At 48.4% G+C, this 17,343-nt stretch carries 15 protein-coding genes and 1 tRNA gene; 11 read left to right on the top strand and 5 right to left on the bottom strand.

From position 1 onward, the window contains the following. The first annotated feature begins 44 nt into the window (after nt 1-44). The 4 genes from rsmH to WMO65_RS00455 all read left to right on the top strand — a co-directional run bounded on the left by rsmH (nt 45) and on the right by WMO65_RS00455 (nt 4,146). On the top strand, nt 45-1,094 hold the full coding sequence (rsmH, locus tag WMO65_RS00470) for a 16S rRNA (cytosine(1402)-N(4))-methyltransferase RsmH (RefSeq protein WP_148393399.1): 1,050 nt from the start codon (nt 45-47) through the stop codon (nt 1,092-1,094). 157 nt (nt 1,095-1,251) lie between these two features. Beyond that, the gene (locus WMO65_RS00465; RefSeq protein ID WP_148393398.1) at nt 1,252-2,103 is read left to right on the top strand and encodes a metallophosphoesterase; all 852 of its coding nucleotides are present in this window, start codon (nt 1,252-1,254) and stop codon (nt 2,101-2,103) included. Nucleotides 2,104-2,123: 20 nt separating this feature from the next. Further along, nucleotides 2,124-2,774 (top strand): response regulator transcription factor, encoded by a 651-nt coding sequence (locus WMO65_RS00460; RefSeq protein ID WP_103733064.1) that lies wholly within the window; start codon nt 2,124-2,126, stop codon nt 2,772-2,774. Further along, nucleotides 2,767-4,146 (top strand): sensor histidine kinase, encoded by a 1,380-nt coding sequence (locus tag WMO65_RS00455; protein ID WP_148393397.1) that lies wholly within the window; start codon nt 2,767-2,769, stop codon nt 4,144-4,146. Before WMO65_RS00460 ends, WMO65_RS00455 begins: the two co-directional genes overlap by 8 nt. An 87-nt stretch (nt 4,147-4,233) precedes the next feature. Here WMO65_RS00455 and WMO65_RS00450 read toward each other — a convergent pair whose 3' ends face one another. From WMO65_RS00450 to WMO65_RS00435, 4 genes are all read right to left on the bottom strand, one after another. Further along, nucleotides 4,234-4,851 carry a sugar O-acetyltransferase gene (locus WMO65_RS00450; RefSeq protein ID WP_033140230.1) on the bottom strand — a complete coding sequence of 206 codons (618 nt, stop codon included), beginning with the start codon at nt 4,849-4,851 and terminating at the stop codon, nt 4,234-4,236. Between the two features lie 6 nt (nt 4,852-4,857). Next, on the bottom strand, nt 4,858-6,345 hold the full coding sequence (gene malQ, locus WMO65_RS00445) for a 4-alpha-glucanotransferase (protein ID WP_033140229.1): 1,488 nt from the start codon (nt 6,343-6,345) through the stop codon (nt 4,858-4,860). 149 nt (nt 6,346-6,494) lie between these two features. Further along, nucleotides 6,495-8,168 (bottom strand): alpha-glucosidase, encoded by a 1,674-nt coding sequence (locus WMO65_RS00440; protein WP_148393396.1) that lies wholly within the window; start codon nt 8,166-8,168, stop codon nt 6,495-6,497. 123 nt (nt 8,169-8,291) lie between these two features. Further along, entirely contained in the window at nt 8,292-9,221 is a 930-nt protein-coding gene (locus tag WMO65_RS00435) for a helix-turn-helix domain-containing protein (RefSeq protein WP_148393395.1), read from the bottom strand. A 401-nt stretch (nt 9,222-9,622) separates the two neighbouring features. Here WMO65_RS00435 and WMO65_RS00430 point away from each other — a divergent pair, with 401 nt between their 5' ends. Together WMO65_RS00430 and WMO65_RS00425 are read left to right on the top strand one after the other, a co-directional pair. Then, on the top strand, nt 9,623-10,468 hold the full coding sequence (locus tag WMO65_RS00430; RefSeq protein WP_148393394.1) for a MerR family transcriptional regulator: 846 nt from the start codon (nt 9,623-9,625) through the stop codon (nt 10,466-10,468). Between the two features lie 160 nt (nt 10,469-10,628). Beyond that, on the top strand, nt 10,629-13,391 hold the full coding sequence (locus WMO65_RS00425) for a glycoside hydrolase family 3 C-terminal domain-containing protein (protein ID WP_148393393.1): 2,763 nt from the start codon (nt 10,629-10,631) through the stop codon (nt 13,389-13,391). 217 nt (nt 13,392-13,608) lie between these two features. Here WMO65_RS00425 and WMO65_RS00420 read toward each other — a convergent pair. Further along, nucleotides 13,609-13,682 (bottom strand) — tRNA-Met (locus tag WMO65_RS00420). A gap of 224 nt (nt 13,683-13,906) precedes the next feature. Here WMO65_RS00420 and WMO65_RS00415 point away from each other — a divergent pair. The 5 genes from WMO65_RS00415 (at nt 13,907) to rpsF (ending at nt 17,285) form a co-directional block, all read left to right on the top strand. Next, entirely contained in the window at nt 13,907-15,130 is a 1,224-nt protein-coding gene (locus WMO65_RS00415) for a hypothetical protein (protein WP_103732798.1), read from the top strand. Nucleotides 15,131-15,142: 12 nt separating this feature from the next. Beyond that, nucleotides 15,143-15,949: a class B sortase gene (gene srtB, locus WMO65_RS00410; protein ID WP_148393392.1), complete on the top strand. Its 807-nt coding sequence runs from the start codon at nt 15,143-15,145 to the stop codon at nt 15,947-15,949. Then, nucleotides 15,949-16,674 carry an NAD-dependent protein deacylase gene (locus WMO65_RS00405; RefSeq protein ID WP_033140222.1) on the top strand — a complete coding sequence of 242 codons (726 nt, stop codon included), beginning with the start codon at nt 15,949-15,951 and terminating at the stop codon, nt 16,672-16,674. The genes srtB and WMO65_RS00405 overlap by 1 nt, the downstream gene beginning before the upstream one ends. 32 nt (nt 16,675-16,706) lie before the next feature. After that, on the top strand, nt 16,707-16,895 hold the full coding sequence (locus tag WMO65_RS00400) for a DUF951 domain-containing protein (protein WP_033140221.1): 189 nt from the start codon (nt 16,707-16,709) through the stop codon (nt 16,893-16,895). A 102-nt stretch (nt 16,896-16,997) separates the two neighbouring features. Next, nucleotides 16,998-17,285 carry a 30S ribosomal protein S6 gene (rpsF, locus tag WMO65_RS00395; protein WP_033140220.1) on the top strand — a complete coding sequence of 96 codons (288 nt, stop codon included), beginning with the start codon at nt 16,998-17,000 and terminating at the stop codon, nt 17,283-17,285. Nucleotides 17,286-17,343 lie beyond the last annotated feature (58 nt).

Genomic DNA, 17,343 nt, shown 5'->3' with positions numbered 1-17,343 from the left:
GAACGGAACAGTTCCCCATTTTGTATATAAAAGGAGCAGCAGCAATGGAAAAGAAAGAACAGCAGCACAAGCGCCGTGTCCGCTATAAAGGCACCCATCCAAGAAATTATAAAGAAAAATATAAAGAACTGCAGCCGGAGAAATACGCGGATACCATCCAAAAGGTCATTGAAAAAGGCAGTACACCTGCCGGAATGCACATTTCCATTATGGTAAAGGAAATCCTGGATTTTCTGCAGATACAGCCGGGGCAGACAGGTCTGGATGCAACCCTCGGGTACGGCGGACACACGTCGGAAATGCTGAAATGCCTGCAGGCAGAAGGCCATATTTATGCCCTGGATGTGGACCCCATTGAGATGGAAAAGACGAGAGATCGGCTGCAGAAAAAAGGATACGGCCCTGAGATACTTACCATCATACAGAAAAATTTCGCTGATATTGACCAGGTGGCAGAACAGGCCGGAAAGTTTGATTTTGTTCTGGCGGATTTGGGTGTTTCCTCCATGCAGATAGACAATCCGGACAGAGGATTTTCTTACAAAACGGACGGGCCTCTGGATCTGAGGCTGAACCCCCAAAAGGGTGTCTCCGCTGCGCAGCGCCTTAAGGAAGTGACCCAGGAAGAACTGGAGGGAATGCTGGTAGAAAATTCAGACGAGCCTTTTGCAGAGGAGATCGCCAGGGCTGTTATGCAGGAATTAAAAAAAGGAAATGAGGTGTCCACCACCACACAGCTTCGCAGAATCATCGAAAAAGCACTCTGCCGTGTACCCGAAAAGGAGCGGGAGGAGGCTGTGAAAAAATCCTGCCAGAGAACCTTCCAGGCACTCAGGATTGATGTGAACAGCGAGTTTGAGGTGCTGGAAGCCTTCCTGGAGAAGCTGCCCGATGTTCTGGCAGAGGGCGGCCGCGCGGCTATTCTGACCTTTCATTCAGGGGAGGACAGGCTTGTGAAAAAATCCTTCAAGCAGCTTTGCAAAGCAGGTGTATACAGGGAAGTATCCACAGAAGTGATCCGGCCGTCCGCAGAGGAATGCAGAAGAAATCCACGTGCAAGGTCTACAAAAATGCGCTGGGCCGTCAAAGCATAACAAGAAGCTTAAAGACCACGGCATGGAGATTCATAAGTAATTATGGCCTCCATGCCGTTTTTTGTAACATGGCTGTCACAACTCTTTTTTATCCTTTAACAGGATGGATGAAGTAAACGATTTGATTCCATACTGAGAAAGGGAGTATAAAAGAATTATGAAAATATTAAAGAAACTGATTTTCGCCGTTTGTCTGTTATTTCTTCTGACCGCAGGCTGTATCTTCTATGCATTTCGGATTGAACCGTTCCGGATCAGCGTCAATACCTTTGCCATGGGGGCAGAAGAAAGCAGTGCAGAACCTGTAAAGATCGTTCAGATCTCAGATATTCATATAAAGGAGGACTTCACATACAAAAATCTGGAGAAAATAGTGGAGAGATGCAATCGCCTGTCACCGGATTTTGTTGTCTTTACAGGAGATTTATATGATAATTATGCAAAATACAGCGATGACAGCCACCTTATCTCCGAATTGAAAAAGCTGCATGCGGAATATGGAAAGATCGCCATATGGGGAAACAGGGACTACGGCGGCGGTGCGGTGCGAAAATATCAGGAGATCATGGAACTTTCGGGGTTTACATTACTTAAAAATGAGCGTATGTTCATTACAACGAAGAACGGGAAAAAAATACAGTTTACAGGTCTGGATGATGCTCTTCTGGGGCAGCCGTCCATGCCGGATATGACCGGAACGGACGCGGCGGATTTTAAGATCCTCCTGACCCATGAGCCGGACAGCGTCCTGACGTTTCCGGACAGCGGTCATCCACTGATCTTAAGCGGGCACAGCCATGGAGGGCAGGTCAGGATTCCGTTTCTTCCCTTTGTAAACGAAAGGGCCGTGGCAGCGACCTCCCTCTCCTCCAAATACAGCGGAGGGATGTACCGGGTGGGAGAGGAGGGGAAACAGAAGCTGTATGTAAATACCGGACTTGGGACTACCCATATTTCCGCCCGCTTTGGTGTGGTTCCGGAGATCACAGTGTTTGAAATTTATATCTGAATATTGGGGAGAGAGAACACATGAAGGTTTTGATCGCAGAAGATGATGAAAATATGAGCCGTATTTTAAAGCTGTATCTGGAGAGAGAGGGGTACACCGTGCAGACTGTTTTTAACGGGGAGGACGCGCTTGATTATTTTGAAACGGATGGGGCGGACCTGATGATCTTAGACTGGATGATGCCCGGAAGAGACGGACTTTCTGTGTGCAGGGAGATCCGCCGTATGAAAATTCCGGTGAAGATCATCATGCTCACCGCAAAGTCAGCAGCAGCCAGTGAATTGCAGGGCCTTGTCACAGGGGCAGACGATTATATCAGGAAACCTTTTGATATGGAAATCCTGCTGGTGCGCATAAAAAAACTGTGCAATATGGAATCCATCCTGCGCTGCGGAGCGGTTTCCCTGAATCCCCAGACTCATGAGGTGCGGATGGACCAAAAGAAGGTGGATCTGACGAAAAAGGAATACGATCTGCTTCATTATTTTCTCGTGAATAAGAACATGATCCTGTCCAGGGAACAGATTCTGGACAGCGTCTGGGGGATGGATTACGCAGGGGATGTGCGGACCGTGGATACGCATATCCGGCGTCTGAGAAAAAAGATCGGTGATTCCTGCATCAAAACCAGTTTTGGTTCAGGCTATAGGATGGAGGAAGCTTATGAATAAGCTATCACAAAAATTCATGGCAGGCATTCTTGTCATACTGTCTGTTTCCACCTGTGCATCAGCCCTGTTAAACGCCGGTTTTGTGGATAAATATTATCTGCACCAGAAAAAAAAGAGTCTCTCTGAGATCTGCGGCAGGCTCATGGAAGCAGTGGATGACGGCGTACCCTATGAAGAGGCAATTCGGGAAATTGAGGCGGAAAATAAAGTGATAGCCGTATCCGCAGACAGCCGCAGCTCGGACAATGAGATGATCAATTATGAAATAAGAGATGCTTTTCAGGTAAAAGGTGTTGGGTTTCAGAAGTTCTGGCTGTGGGAAGAAGATTACAAAGAGGTGATGCGCGGGAAGAACAGAATCCGCCTCTACAGCCAGGAAAAATTAAATTACAGTCTGCTTGTGGAATACGCTGCCGGAGACTCCAGACTGTTTTCAGTTGCCATGATCCTTCCTGATATAAAAGATGCGGTCCGGATTATGAACGCATGTACGGTATCCATCAGTTTCCTTACCATTTTACTGTCTCTTCTGTTTATTTTTATTCTGGTGAGAAGGGTGACCGCGCCGCTGAAACAATTCGATGCCTTTGCTGCCTCCATGGGAAGAAACGAATTTCATCCGCTGGAGATCCATACGAATGATGAGCTGGAGAGGGCAGCCGCCAATCTCAATGCCATGGGAAACCAGATCACGGCCTACCAGAAATCCCTGCAGAATAAAAAGGAACAGATGGAACAGCTTCTGGACAATGTCGCCCACGATCTGAAAACGCCGGTTTCCCTGATCAGGCTCTATGCAGACGGGATAAAAGACGGTCTGGATGACGGCACCTTTCTGGACACGATCATGCAGCAGAGCAGTCAGATGGACCGGATGATAAACAGGCTGCTGTTTTTGACCCGCATTGAGAAAAAAGAGCCATCCCTTGAACCATATGATCTCAGTGACATGCTGCAGGATATCCTGGAATCCTGCACGCCGCTTTCGAAAGAGCAGAATCTGGAATTTGTCCCGGATATCCAAGCGCAGACTGTGGTGACAACAAACGGAGAGTGGATGGAATCTGTTTTTTCCAACCTGATCACAAACGCCGTAAAATACGCTTCCGGTCATAAGATATGGATCACCCTGCAGAAAAGCGCCGGACAGGTGGATTTCACTATAAAAAATGAGTGCCGGAAGGAACACCTGGATCTGGAGAAAATATGGGATCCATACTATGTGGGAGAGCAGTCACGCAATAAACACCTTTCCGGGACAGGACTGGGCCTTACGATGGTGAAGAAAATGGTGCAGAAGCTAAACTGCGAGATAACCTGTACCTTAGAAGACGAAATGCTTTCTTTTATCCTGAAGATACCCCTGGATTGATCCAAAGAGACATCGGATCTTCCGGAACGATAAAACCCGTACCAAAAGACTGCCGTAATGCAGCCTTATGATACGGGCTTTTTATGCTTATTCTGTAATCTCTCCGCCGGTCTCAAAGAGGCGGTCTTTGAAATAATATTTCTTATCCTCATCCGTGATCTCTTTGATGACTCTGGCCGGATTTCCCACGGCCACGCTGTTGTCCGGGATATCCTTTGTGACAACACTGCCGGAGCCAATCACCACATTGTTTCCAATATGCACGCCCGGATTGATCACCACATTGCCGCCTACCCATACATTGTCACCGATGGATATTCCGATACCATATTCCCAGCCGGAATTTCTGGTTTCCGGGTGCAGGGGATGGCCGGCAGTGTAGATGGAGACATTGGGGGCAAACATAACATTTTTTCCGATGGTCACCTTAGCGACATCTAAAATCACACAGTTGGCATTGGCGAAGAAGTTTTCACCCACTTCTGTGTTGCTGCCGTAATCAAAATAGATGGGCTGTTCCATCCAGACATTCTCTCCGGTCTTTCCCAGCAGTTCCTTTAAAATGGCAACTCTTTTTTCTCCCTGGGAAGGGCGGCACTGGTTAAAGTCATAGCAAAGCTCTTTTGCTTTTGCACGCTCTTCGGTAAGCACGGTATCTGCCGGGTAGTAGAGCATTTCTTTCAGCATGCGTTCTTTTTGCGTCATAATCTGTTACCTTTCATAAATTCTTGTGATTTTCCGTATCCGGTTTTGTAAATCCTGCGAAAATTCACCGGGCAGGAGCCGCCACTTCCAGTTTTCACCCAGAGTGGACGGGGTGTTCATGCGGCAGTCATTGCCAAGGCCCAGGTAATCCTGCATGGGGATGATGCACAGGCGTGCGCAGCTTCCCATGACCCGGCAGATGACCTCCCAGTACAGACTTCTGTCTGCAGTAGTGTAGTCGTGCAGGTAATCACGCAGCATTTCCTTTTCCTTCGCTGAAATATCCTGGTACCACCCATTTAATGTGGCATTGTCATGGGTGCCTGTATAGACCACGGAATTCTCAGGATAATTGTGGGGCAGGTAGTCACTGGCACATCCCGTATCCCTGGTGTCAAAGGCAAATTCAAACACTTTCATGCCGGGAAATCCGCTTTCCCAGACCATATGGCGCACAGAATCGGTCACATATCCCAGATCTTCGGCAATGACATCTCTCCAGCCAAGGACTTCCTTCATTTTGTTGAAAATTTCCATGCCGGGGCCTTTTTCCCAGTGCCCGTTCCAGGCGGTGGTGTCTCCGTAGGGAATGGAAAAATATTCGTCAAATCCCCGGAAATGGTCGATTCTCACCACGTCATAGAGCCGGAAGGTGTAGGAGAGACGTTCCATCCACCAGGCAAATCCGGTGTTTCTATGGTAATCCCAGCGGTAAAGAGGATTGCCCCAGAGCTGGCCGTCTGCGGCGAATCCATCGGGCGGACAGCCGGCTACAGCCACGGGCACATTATCTTCGTCAAGCTGGAACAGCTCCGGATGTGCCCAGGTATCAGCGCTGTCGTAGGCAACATAGATGGGAATATCCCCGATGATCCGGATGCCCTTTTGGTTTGCATAGGATTTCAGCTTCTGCCACTGGCAGGTGAACTGAAACTGCATATATTTGTAAAATTCGATATCAAAATACAGTTTTTCCCTGTAGTAGTCCAGGGCATATCCATAACGTTTTCTGATATCCTCCGGCCATTGGTCCCAGCATTCATCCCCGAAGAAATTCTTCACTGCCATGAAGAGCGCATAGTCCTCAAGCCACCAGGAATTATCGGAACAAAAAGTCAGAAAATCCTGATTCTGTGATACATTGCTCCGCTCGTATGCTGTGCGGAGCAGTTTAAAACGCGCTTTGTATATCTTTCCGTAGTCCACAGACCTGGGATCGCTGCCGAAGTCAGCATCGTCGCATTCTTCCTGCGAAAGTACACCCTCGCTGATCAGAACCTCCAGGTCAATAAAGTAAGGATTGCCTGCATAGGTGGAGAATGACTGGTAAGGTGAATCTCCGTAGCTTGTGGGACCCAGAGGCAGAATCTGCCAGTATTTCTGCCCGGCAGATGCGAGCTGGTCCGCAAATGTATAGGCTTCTTTTGAAAAACAGCCGATTCCGTAGCCTGACGGAAGGCTGGATATGGGAAGTAAAATTCCGCTTTCTCTCATAGGTAAAACCCCCTGATCGTATTCAGAGCCGGCGGATGTACCGCTTGGGCTTATGGGGTTATTTTATCATAGATGCAGCGGAAATGGAAACCTATTTGTAACGAATCAGCAGGTCTGCCCGTAACTGTGAGGGTACCCAACCGTTACATTTATTTCTCCAGTTCCAGCACCAATACCTGGTAGCCGTGTAAGGTTATGGAATGATCTGTAAGGTTCATATCAGGATAGTTGTTGATCAGGACCTTTTTGCAGGCAGCAGGCAGTTCTATGGTCTGCTCCTCCTTCTGGTAATTGCCGATCACAAGCAGGTCCTTGTCACCTCTGCGGAAATAGGACATAAGGTTGTGGCGCTCCTCGAGATAGGGAACCAGCTCCCCGTACACTACGGTTTCCTGATATTCCGGATCTTTTCTCAGGGCGATCAGTGCCTTATAGAAAGCGTACACGGAATTTTCATCATGGATCTGGGATTCCACATTGATCTCTGTGTAGTTGGGATTGAGGATAAGCCATGGTTTACCTGTAGTGAAGCCGGCGTTCTCCCGACTGTTCCACTGCATGGGAGATCTGGCGTTGTCACGGTTGTAGGTTGCCATGATCTTCAGCGCCTCTTCCTCAGAATATCCGGCCTCCCGTGCTACGTGGTACTGGTCAAGAGCGCTGATATCGTCAACCTCCTCCAGTGGGATCACACCCAGGTTTTCCATGCCGATCTCCTGTCCCTGATAGATGAAAGGAAGGCCTTTCAGCATGAAATACAGGGCAGCCAGCATTTTCTTGCTGGTATCGCAGCAGTCACCTTCCGGAATATAGTAGCTGACACCCCGGGGCTCGTCATGGTTTTCAATGATGTTGGACAAAAATCCGATGTCACCTACGCGCTTTTGGGAGTGGAAGCAGCATTTCTTGTAGTCATCCGGTGTGATGTGTTTACAGTCATACCATCCCTTTTCACTCTTGCCGAAAGAGGTTTCAGCAAAGTCAAACATGGAGGAGAAGTAGCCGTTGTCTCCGATGAAATCAGGGATTTCCTCTTCTTTTTCATTGAACACTTCACCTACCGTAAACGCGTCGTGGGGCTTGAAGGTGCGGTCACGCATTTCGCCCAGGAATTCACCAACCCCTGTGGCATCCTCCAGCATATTGTCAATGAGGCTCAATCCGTCTTCGCGGTCAACCGGGTAATCTTTGTAAGGAAGCTTTTTCTTGATATTGATGATCGCGTCAATGCGGAACCCGCCAAGGCCCTTGTCCAGCCACCAGTTGATGTTTTTGTAAACCTCTTCCCTGACGGCTTCGTTTTCCCAGTTCAGGTCCGGCTGTTTTTTGTGGAACACGTGCATGTACTGCTTGTCCGGGCGTCCGGGAAGGGGTTCCCACACAGAGCCGCCGAAGTAGCTTCTCCAGTTGCAGGGCAGTTCGCCTTCTTTTCTGTCCTCTATGTAGAAGAAGTTGCCGTATTCCCCGTCCGGGTCCGCGCAGGCCTTTTGGAACCATTCATGTTCATCGGAACAGTGGTTTACCACCAGGTCCATGAGAATGTACATACCGCGTTTTTCTGCCTCTTTCAGCAGGCGGTCCATATCCTCCATGGTGCCGAAGGAGGGGTCGATTTTATAGTAATCCGAGATATCATAACCCTGGTCTGCAAAAGGAGATGCATAGATGGGGGAAATCCAGATGATATCCACACCCAAATCCTTTAAATAGTCCAGCTTGCTGATGATGCCCGGCAGATCACCGATGCCGTCTCCGTTGGAATCATAAAAACTTTTTGGATAAATCTGATATGCCACTTTGCCGTGCCACCATTTTCTTTGCATGTTCAATATACCTCCGTATGATCGATCTGATTTTTGGCGGCTTTCTTCTGCCGCCTGACGAGGATTATTATACTGACATTTGACACGGTTTGTCTTACGAATATTTGATTAAAAACTACGAAATTATGACTTTTCGCTGCGGAAAGTTTTTCTGTACTGCAGAGGCGTGGAGCCGGTCTTCTTACGGAACTCCCGAAGAAAATTCCCAAGATTGTTGAAACCGCAGTCCAGACAGATGTCCATGACCGGCAGCTCCGTGTCCTGGAGCAGGGTGATGGCGCGGCCGATGCGGTATTCATTGATATAGGTGACAGGCGTCCTGCCGATGGCCTTTTTAAAAAAGCGGCAGAAATACTGATCGTTCATGCCTGCCTGCCGGGCCAGGTCGTGGATATAGAATTTTTCCTGATAATGCTCATGGATGTATGCCAGGGAATTTTTGATGATCTCCACTCTGTAATCATCGGTTTTCTCCTGTGTGGTCAGCAGTCCCTCACCTGCCAGAATACCCAGTATTTTCAGGAGGCCGGCCCGGATAAAGAGCTGGGAGGGCAGGTCTTCCGTCACCGTCTGCCCTTCCTTGGAGAGGTAGGAACCACTCTGGTAAAATACGTTTACAATATCCAGATATTCTTTTTTGACTGCAGAAAAGGCGGGGTCCTTAGGACTCAGACACAGGGGGAAAAAGAGTTTTTTCTTTAACAGGGGCTGGAGGATACGGCTCTGGGCGATATCATAATTGTCAAAACTTAAAATGCGAGGGTGAAAGAGCACGGCAGATTCCAGGCAGGCGGACTTTGGATGGATGGAATGCAGATCCCCGGCATTGATGAAATAAAAACACTCCTCCTGTATGTGATAAGTCTCCATATTGACATCCAGTTCGAAGTCGCCCTTCATAAAATACAGGATTTCTACCTCGTCATGCCAGTGATGTTTTACCCCTTCCCAGTCTGTGACCTCGAAGATTTCATAGAGGCCGCAGGGGAAAGAGGCTGTGCCGTGGTCTTTCTGCTCCTTCAGATCCATATCAGAGTTGTCTGGTAATTTCATATGCTCCCCGCCTTTCCAGGGGCGTGTTTGTAACTATTTTAACGATTTGCGCCCCGTACTAAATCATTCTGATAAAAAGCATAGCACAGAATATTGGGAGCAACAAGGAAAATATGTGGGTATATGGCTGAACCGGACGTCATGGGGGCATGGGTATCTCTCACGCAGACACCCGCAACGCTCAGTCAAGCTAACCGTTAACTGCAACTAAGAGCACTCGGGAAAGCCCTCGTGTCTAAGTTTCCGTAAACGGTTAGCTCGGCCGAGCGTTGCGGGTGTTTGCGTAAGAGATGCCAGGGGCCGGGTGACGTCCGGTTAGGAAAAAACTTAAATATCCTCTTGACTCTGACGGAGCGTCATAGTGTAATCTGTAAATCAGGAAAGACAGGAGGAAGAAATATATGAGGACTGTAAAACAGGTTTCTGACATGACAGGTATCAGCGTGCGTGCGCTTCATTATTATGATCAGATCGGTCTGTTAAGACCCACGGTATGTAATGAGGCGGGATACAGGTTTTATGACGATAAAGCCCTGGAGATTCTGCGGCAGATTCTATTCTTTCGGGAGTTTGATATGCCCCTGAAAGAAATAAAGGCCATTCTGGACAGTCCTGATTATGACCGGGAGCAGGTTTTGAGAAGCCAGAAAAGACTTCTGGAACTGAAAATGAAGCGCCTGGAACGCCTGATTTCCAACATGAATGACATTTTGAAAGGAGAAGACAAGATGGATTTTGATGTGTTCAGCAAAGCGGAAATTGAAGAGTTATATAAACATATGACAGACAAAATGAATGAGAGCCAGAGACAGGCAGTCCGGGAGAAATTCGGCAGTATGGAGGCTTTCAAAGCGCATTATATAGAAAATGCATCCAGTGAAAATGTACAGGAAAACTTCAAAAAAGTGGTGGAGTGGTACGGCGATAAGCAGGCTGCACTGGATGCCTCAAAAAATCCTGCCGGTGCTGAGGTCGTGCAGGCATACCAGAACCGGCTTAATGATATCTGCAGCAGACTGGCAGCAAAAAGAGAGATGCCGCAGGATTCTTTTGAGGTCAAATCCCTTATCGGCGAGTATGAATTTGTTTCAAAACAGCTTTACCAGATATCCGACGCAGAGAAAATAATGCTGGAGCTGGCAGATCTTTACCGGGAAAACCAGGCAGCAAAAGAGGCATTTGACGGACAGTACGGGGAAGGTATGGCACAGTATTTTGCAGGGGCCATATGGGAATATTTTAAGTGATTGGAAGACAGCAGGCTGTCGGACGGAGTCCATTCCGTCCGGCAGGCCTGTTTTTTTAGGTCAAAATCAGCCTAATATGTGTCAAAAACGTCATATTGTCTTTTACTCCGCGCGAAGGTAAAATGAAGAAAGAATAAATCACGCGGATAGGAGAAACAAAGTGGAAAATAAATATGTGATCAACTGGGAAAAATACGCCTCCCTTGCCCGTCAGGCAGCAGCAGAGGGAGCGGTACTGCTTAAAAATGACGATCAGGCCCTGCCCTTAAAAAAGGAGACGATTTCCGTATTCGGCAGGATCCAGTTCCATTATTATAAGAGCGGAACCGGTTCAGGAGGCCTTGTAAATGCAAAATATGTAGTGGGTATAACCGATGCCCTGCTGGAGGAAGAAAATCTGTCCGTCAATGAGGAACTGGCAGAGGTTTACCGTTCCTGGATCGCAGAGCATCCTTTTGACCAGGGAAGCGGCTGGGCGCAGGAGCCCTGGTGCCAGGAGGAAATGCCTCTGGAAGAAAAACTGGTGGAGGAGGCAGCAGCCAAATCCGACGCGGCAGTCATTGTGATCGGCCGTACTGCTGGGGAGGACAGGGACGCTTCGGCAGAGAAGGGAAGCTATCTTCTGACGGATTTGGAAGAGGATATGCTTTCTAAGGTGTGCCGTGCCTTTGAGAGAGTCATTGTTGTCCTGAATGTGGGAAATATCATTGACATGAAGTGGGTGGATAAATACAGACCATCCGCTGTTCTTTACACCTGGCAGGGAGGCCAGGAAGGCGGCCACAGTGTTGCAGATGTGCTGACAGGACGGGTAAATCCCTGCGGAAAACTGGCTGATACCATCGCACATGATATCTCTGACTACCCCTCCACAGAGAATTTCGGTGGAGATACCTTTGATCTCTACACAGAGGATATCTATGTGGGGTACCGTTATTTTGAGACGTTTGCCAGGGACAAAGTGCTGTATCCCTTTGGATTTGGCCTGTCTTATACCGGCTTTGGAATCACGTGCAGCCCGGCAGAACACCGGGATGGGGAGACAATAGTCCGTGTAAAGGTCACCAACACAGGCGCCCTTCCGGGAAAAGAAGTGGTGCAGGTATATGTAAATCCTCCCCAGGGAAAATTAGGGAAACCCCTTAGAAATCTCGCTGCGTTTGCCAAGACAAAATGCCTTGTTCCGGGAGAAGAACAGGAACTTACCTTAAAGTTTTCGGATTATGATATCGCCTCCTATGACGACAGCGGCGTGACAGGACACAAGTCCTGTTATGTTCTGGAGAAGGGCAGTTATGAAGTCTATGCAGGTACAGATGTGCGAAGCGCCGAAGCTGCCGGAAGCTTTGAGATTCCGGAGACAGAGGTGATTTCTGTCTGTACGGAAGCTGCCGGCCCGGTCAGGAAATTTGAGAGAATGCGCGTCGGAAAAGGTGGTGTTTTGGCGTGGGAAGAGGTGCCTGTACGCACTCATAAAATGCAGGAACGTGTGCAGACGGAAACGCTTCCGGACATTACTTACACAGGGGATAAAGGATACACACTGGGAGAAGTTTTTGACGGGGAACTGTCCCTGGATGAATTTCTGGCACAGCTTTCAGAGGAGGATCTGTGCTGCATCGTCAGAGGGGAAGGCATGTGTTCTCCAAAGGTAACGCCCGGAACTGCAGCGGCTTTCGGCGGTGTCACGGAATCCCTGCAGAGGTACGGCATTCCCTGCGGCTGCTGTGCGGATGGCCCTTCCGGTATCCGTATGGACTGCGGAACACCTGCATTTTCCATGCCGAACGGTACTTGTCTGGCCTGCACATTTGACACAGAGCTGTCAGAGGCCTTATACGAAATGGAAGGCGCCGAGCTCAGGAAAAATCGCATTGATACGCTTCTCGGCCCCGGAATCAATATCCACAGAAATCCCTTAAATGGGCGTAACTTTGAATATTTCTCAGAGGACCCGTATCTGACCGGTATGATGGCATCCGCCCAGTTAAAGGGTATGGCACGCTATGGTGTAACAGGAACCGTGAAACATTTTGCGGCCAATAACCAGGAATACCACAGAAGACTTCTGGACTCCGTCATGTCAGAGAGGGCACTGAGGGAAATCTATCTCCGGGGCTTTGAGATCGCAGTAAAAGAGGGAAAAGCCTATTCCATCATGACCACCTACGGTGCAATAAACGGTCTGTGGACAGCCAGCAATTACGACCTTCTGACCACCATCCTGAGGAAAGAATGGAATTTTGACGGTATGGTTATGACTGACTGGTGGGCTGACTTAAACGACGAGGGAGGCCCTGCCTCCACGGATAATCTGGCCGCTATGGTACGGAGTCAGAATGATGTCTATATGGTGACACAGGATTCGCTCACAAATAAAGATAACCTGATGAAGAGCCTGAAAGAGGGAACTCTGAAACGCGGCGCTCTTCTGCGGAGTGCGGGAAATATCTGCCGCATGCTCATGAAATCTCCGGTGATGGAACGGTCCCTCGGCAGAATGTCCGAGGAGGAAAAAAATGCCGGTGAAGTTATGGCCGGAGAGGACAAGGTGGATTTTGATATTACCTATCACAAGGTGGACGGAAAGCTGGTTCTGGACGGTACAGAGATAGATACGTCAAAAGGAAAAAGCGTGGTGTACGGGATTTTACTGGATACTTTCGGATCTTATACCGTGCGCCTGAAAGTAAAGGCAGACGGCAGTGAGCTGGCGCAGATTCCTGTCTCCGTATTTGCAAACGGGCACCTGGAGGGGACGATTACCATCAACGGAACGAATGGGGAGTGGATAGAGATAGAAAAAACCATTGGTCCGTTGTTCGGCCCTCATAACTATATAAGGCTGTATTTTGCACAGGGAGGAATGAAGATCCAGACCGTGACAGTGGAACTGCAGGAAGAGATGAGCAGAGGCTTTTGATAGGAAAAGGATGACACCGCATGCAGGCTGTTCCCACGTTTGGGGCGCGTGATACAGGCGGAAATATAGAACGCGGTATGATATATACGGCATGACGTTCAGAAGAGTGTAGAACCTTTGGAAGAGAGAAGGTTCTGCACTCTTTTTTTGCGGTACACAACCCGTAAGTTGGACACAAAAAAAGCCGGGAGACATTTCTCCTGGCCTTTTTTCAGAGTAGCGGGAGTAGGATTTGAACCTACGACCTTCGGGTTATGAGCCCGACGAGCTTCCAGACTGCTCCATCCCGCGTTATATATTTAAGTATATTCAGTATAGTCCCTTTTTATACTAATGTCAAGAAAATAAATCGAAGGCAAAAAGCCTTACTTCCCATGTCCTTTGGACGACGTTTCCCGGGGTGTCCAAAAGCTCTGCCGCCACTTTTCAAAAAAACCATTCAGTTTCCCCCGCAACTATGGTACAATAAAACAAAAACCAACCAACACACCAACAGCAGAAAGGCAGGAGAACAGATGGCGGGAAAATGTATCCTATGCGGTGGAAAATTAAGAAACGGAATCTGCACAGAATGTGGTATGGACAACAATAAATCGGATGCCGCATACCGTTCCCAGGTGAATCGCAGCCAGTGCGAGGATGCCCCCCTAACGCATGTGCACGGGGAGGAGAGCACAGAACTTTACAGGAAGCCGGCTCTGAACCATCCCCGTCAGCAGCAGTACAGCCCTTCGGGCCAGGGCGGGAACGCAGCGAAAAAAAATCAGGGAGCCGGAAAAGCTCCGGGAAAATATACTTTGAACGGCGGAAACACCAAAAACACAGTGGATTTCAACCGTTTACGTGATATATCAAAAAGACCGGGAAGTTCCGGCATGTATTCGCCGGGCAGAGGAGGGGGCAGCAACAAAGCGGGGATCACTGTGGTTGTGGTGGCAGTCCTGGCAGGCATGATCCTGGTGTCCATTGGCTATGCCAACAAGTCAGAGACCACTGTGACAACAGAAAAGATCATTAACGAACCGGATTACCAGGAACCGTTTGATTACCAGCAGCCCTACGATTATCCGGAATACACCTTTGATCCCTACCAGTACACTACAAAAGAACTGGCGCCGGAAGGGGAGAACTGGGACACAGAACTGTCTGCGGGGGCGTATATGGTGGGATATGACATCCCGGAGGGCCGGTACGTTGCAGAGGGCGGCGAAGGCATGCGTCTGGAAGTGGCTGATATGGACAGTAATGTGTGGTTCAGCGAATATTTCGGTGAGGATGAGAACCAGGTACAGCAGTTAGATGACGTGAGACTGTTTACCGGTGCCATTGTCATGGTAAACGGCGGCGGAAATATACATATCACATCCGAAAACGCACAGACAGAAGCCGTTGTGACACCTTCCGCAAACCCACTGACAGAGGAGATCACACTGACGGACACCATGGTGGCAGGGGAAGATTTCCCGGAAGGGACCTACGATATTGTCATAGCTGCGGATGATTTTGGAATCGTGACCTATGAACTTCCAAAGGAACAGGGGCAGGAGTATGGACTGAACTTCAGTTTTCTGATGGATTCCAGTCCAAGCGGAGAGTATCCGGATTATACAAGAGAATATAAAAATGCGGTACTGCCCAAAGGCACCACAGTGACAGCGGATGAGCTGACCATAAAACTGGTCCCCAGCTCCAGGATCATTTCTGAGGACTACAATGCGTTTTACGATAACTACAGTTGATAGGAGACACCCATGAGCAGGAAGAATAAAAAGAAGACAACATTCGGAGGCATACTGCGGAATATCATTCTCATTGCAGCTATCTGTGTATTCCTTTTTTCCGCGTACCAGCTTGTTAATATTTATCTGGAGTACAAAAAAGGAACCGACGAATACGATAAGATCAGGGAATATGTAAAAGAACCCGAAGCAAAGAAAGAGGACAAAAAAGACGAACCAAAAGCCAAGGAGGAGGAAAAGGAGGAGGAGCTGATAGGCCCTCAAATTGACTTTGCCGGCCTCAAAGAGATCAATCCTGACATTGTGGGATGGATCCAGATGGAAGCCCTTGATGTGAGCTATCCTATCGTGAAGGGGACGGACAATGACCATTACCTCCATTATACTTTTGAGGGACAGCAGAATGCCGCAGGCGCCATTTTTATGGAACACACCAACAACAGCAATTTTGAAGACTGCAACACCATCATTTACGGGCATAATATGAAAAACGGTTCCATGTTCGGCACCTTCAGGACACTTCACGAGCCGGAAAACCTGACCAGTCCGTATCTGTGGATCTGTCTGCCGGATAAGAGCTACCGCTACGAGATATTTACGGTGCACACAACATCCGCCACGGGCGATACCTACACGCTTTTCAGCGCCCCGGATGACCAGTTCGCGCAGTATCTGAAGAAAATGCGGGATGCCTCAGAATTTGAGGTGGGCACTGAGCCCACCAAGGACGATAAGATCGTAACACTCTCAACCTGCACCGGAAATGATGCAACCAGATTTGTGATACAGGCCAGACGCCTGCCGGAGGTATATAAATAATGGAAGGGACGAAGAAGCTTCAGCAGATTATTTCAGAGAGCAGCAATATTGTATTTTTCGGAGGGGCCGGGGTCTCCACAGAGAGCGGTATCCCTGATTTCAGAAGTGTGGACGGCCTTTATCACCAGCAGTGGGAGTATCCGCCGGAGACCATTTTAAGCCATACCTTTTTCATGAGGAAACCGGAAGAATTTTATCGTTTTTATAAAGCCAAAATGCTCTGTGATACGGCGAAGCCAAATGCCGCGCACTTAAAACTGGCAGAGCTTGAAAAAGCAGGAAAGTTAAAAGCTGTCATTACCCAGAATATTGACAATCTTCATCAGATGGCCGGCAGCAGAAACGTGCTGGAGCTGCACGGAAGTGTATACCGCAACTACTGCATGAAATGCTGCACATCCTACGATTTTGCCTATATGAAGGCAGCAAAAGGCGTGCCGAAATGTGAAAAATGCGGCGGCATCATCAAGCCGGATGTGGTTCTCTATGAGGAGAGCCTGGACAACGGGACGATCACCAGAGCCGTGCAGGCCATCGCCGAGGCAGAGGTCCTGATCATCGGGGGAACTTCCCTGGCTGTCTATCCGGCAGCGTCCCTGATCGATTATTTCACCGGGAAGCACCTGGTAGTCATCAACCGGGATGCCACGCCCAGGGACCGGATGGCAGACCTTGTGATCAATGCGCCCATCGGGCAGGTATTCTCACAGATCCACGTGGAATAAAACAGAAAAGGCAGACAGAAAGGAAACCGGACATGGGTTACAGTTATGAAGTTGGAGATATTGTAAAACTGAAGAAACAGCACCCCTGCGGCAGCCAGGAATGGGAAATCCTCCGGGTAGGTGCTGATTTTCGACTGAAATGCACAGGATGTGGTCACCAGATCATGCTGGCGAGGAGAATTGTGGAGAAAAATACCAAAGATTTGAAAAAAAAGGCTTGAATATCCAGGAATGATGTGTTAAAATAAATCCTCGTGATATATTATTTATCCTTGTTCTCTGCATATCAGAGGGCCAGAAGACCATAAGGAGGTAAAAACAGCATGAACAAATATGAATTAGCATTAGTCGTTAATGCGAAGATCGAAGATGAAGCTCGTGCAGCAGTTGTGGAAAAAGCGAAAGGCTACATTACCCGTTACAACGGAGTTATTTCCGAAGTAGAAGAGTGGGGCAAAAAAAGATTAGCTTACGAAATCCAGAAAATGCGCGAAGGATATTACTACTTCATCCAGTTTGAAGCTGATGCAGCTTGCCCTGCAGAAGTAGAACGCCACATTCGCATCATGGACAATGTATTAAGATATTTAGTTGTTAGAAAAGACGCTTAATTCTTTCTGATGGCACAAAACGCGGATCCATTTAGAATTATGAAAGTAGATTTCTGAT

The organism is Blautia caccae (assembly GCF_040095955.1).
GTDB lineage: Bacteria > Bacillota > Clostridia > Lachnospirales > Lachnospiraceae > Blautia > Blautia celeris.
Note: the sequence above shows the minus strand (reverse complement) of the source record. Positions and strands in the feature narration are given on the sequence as shown.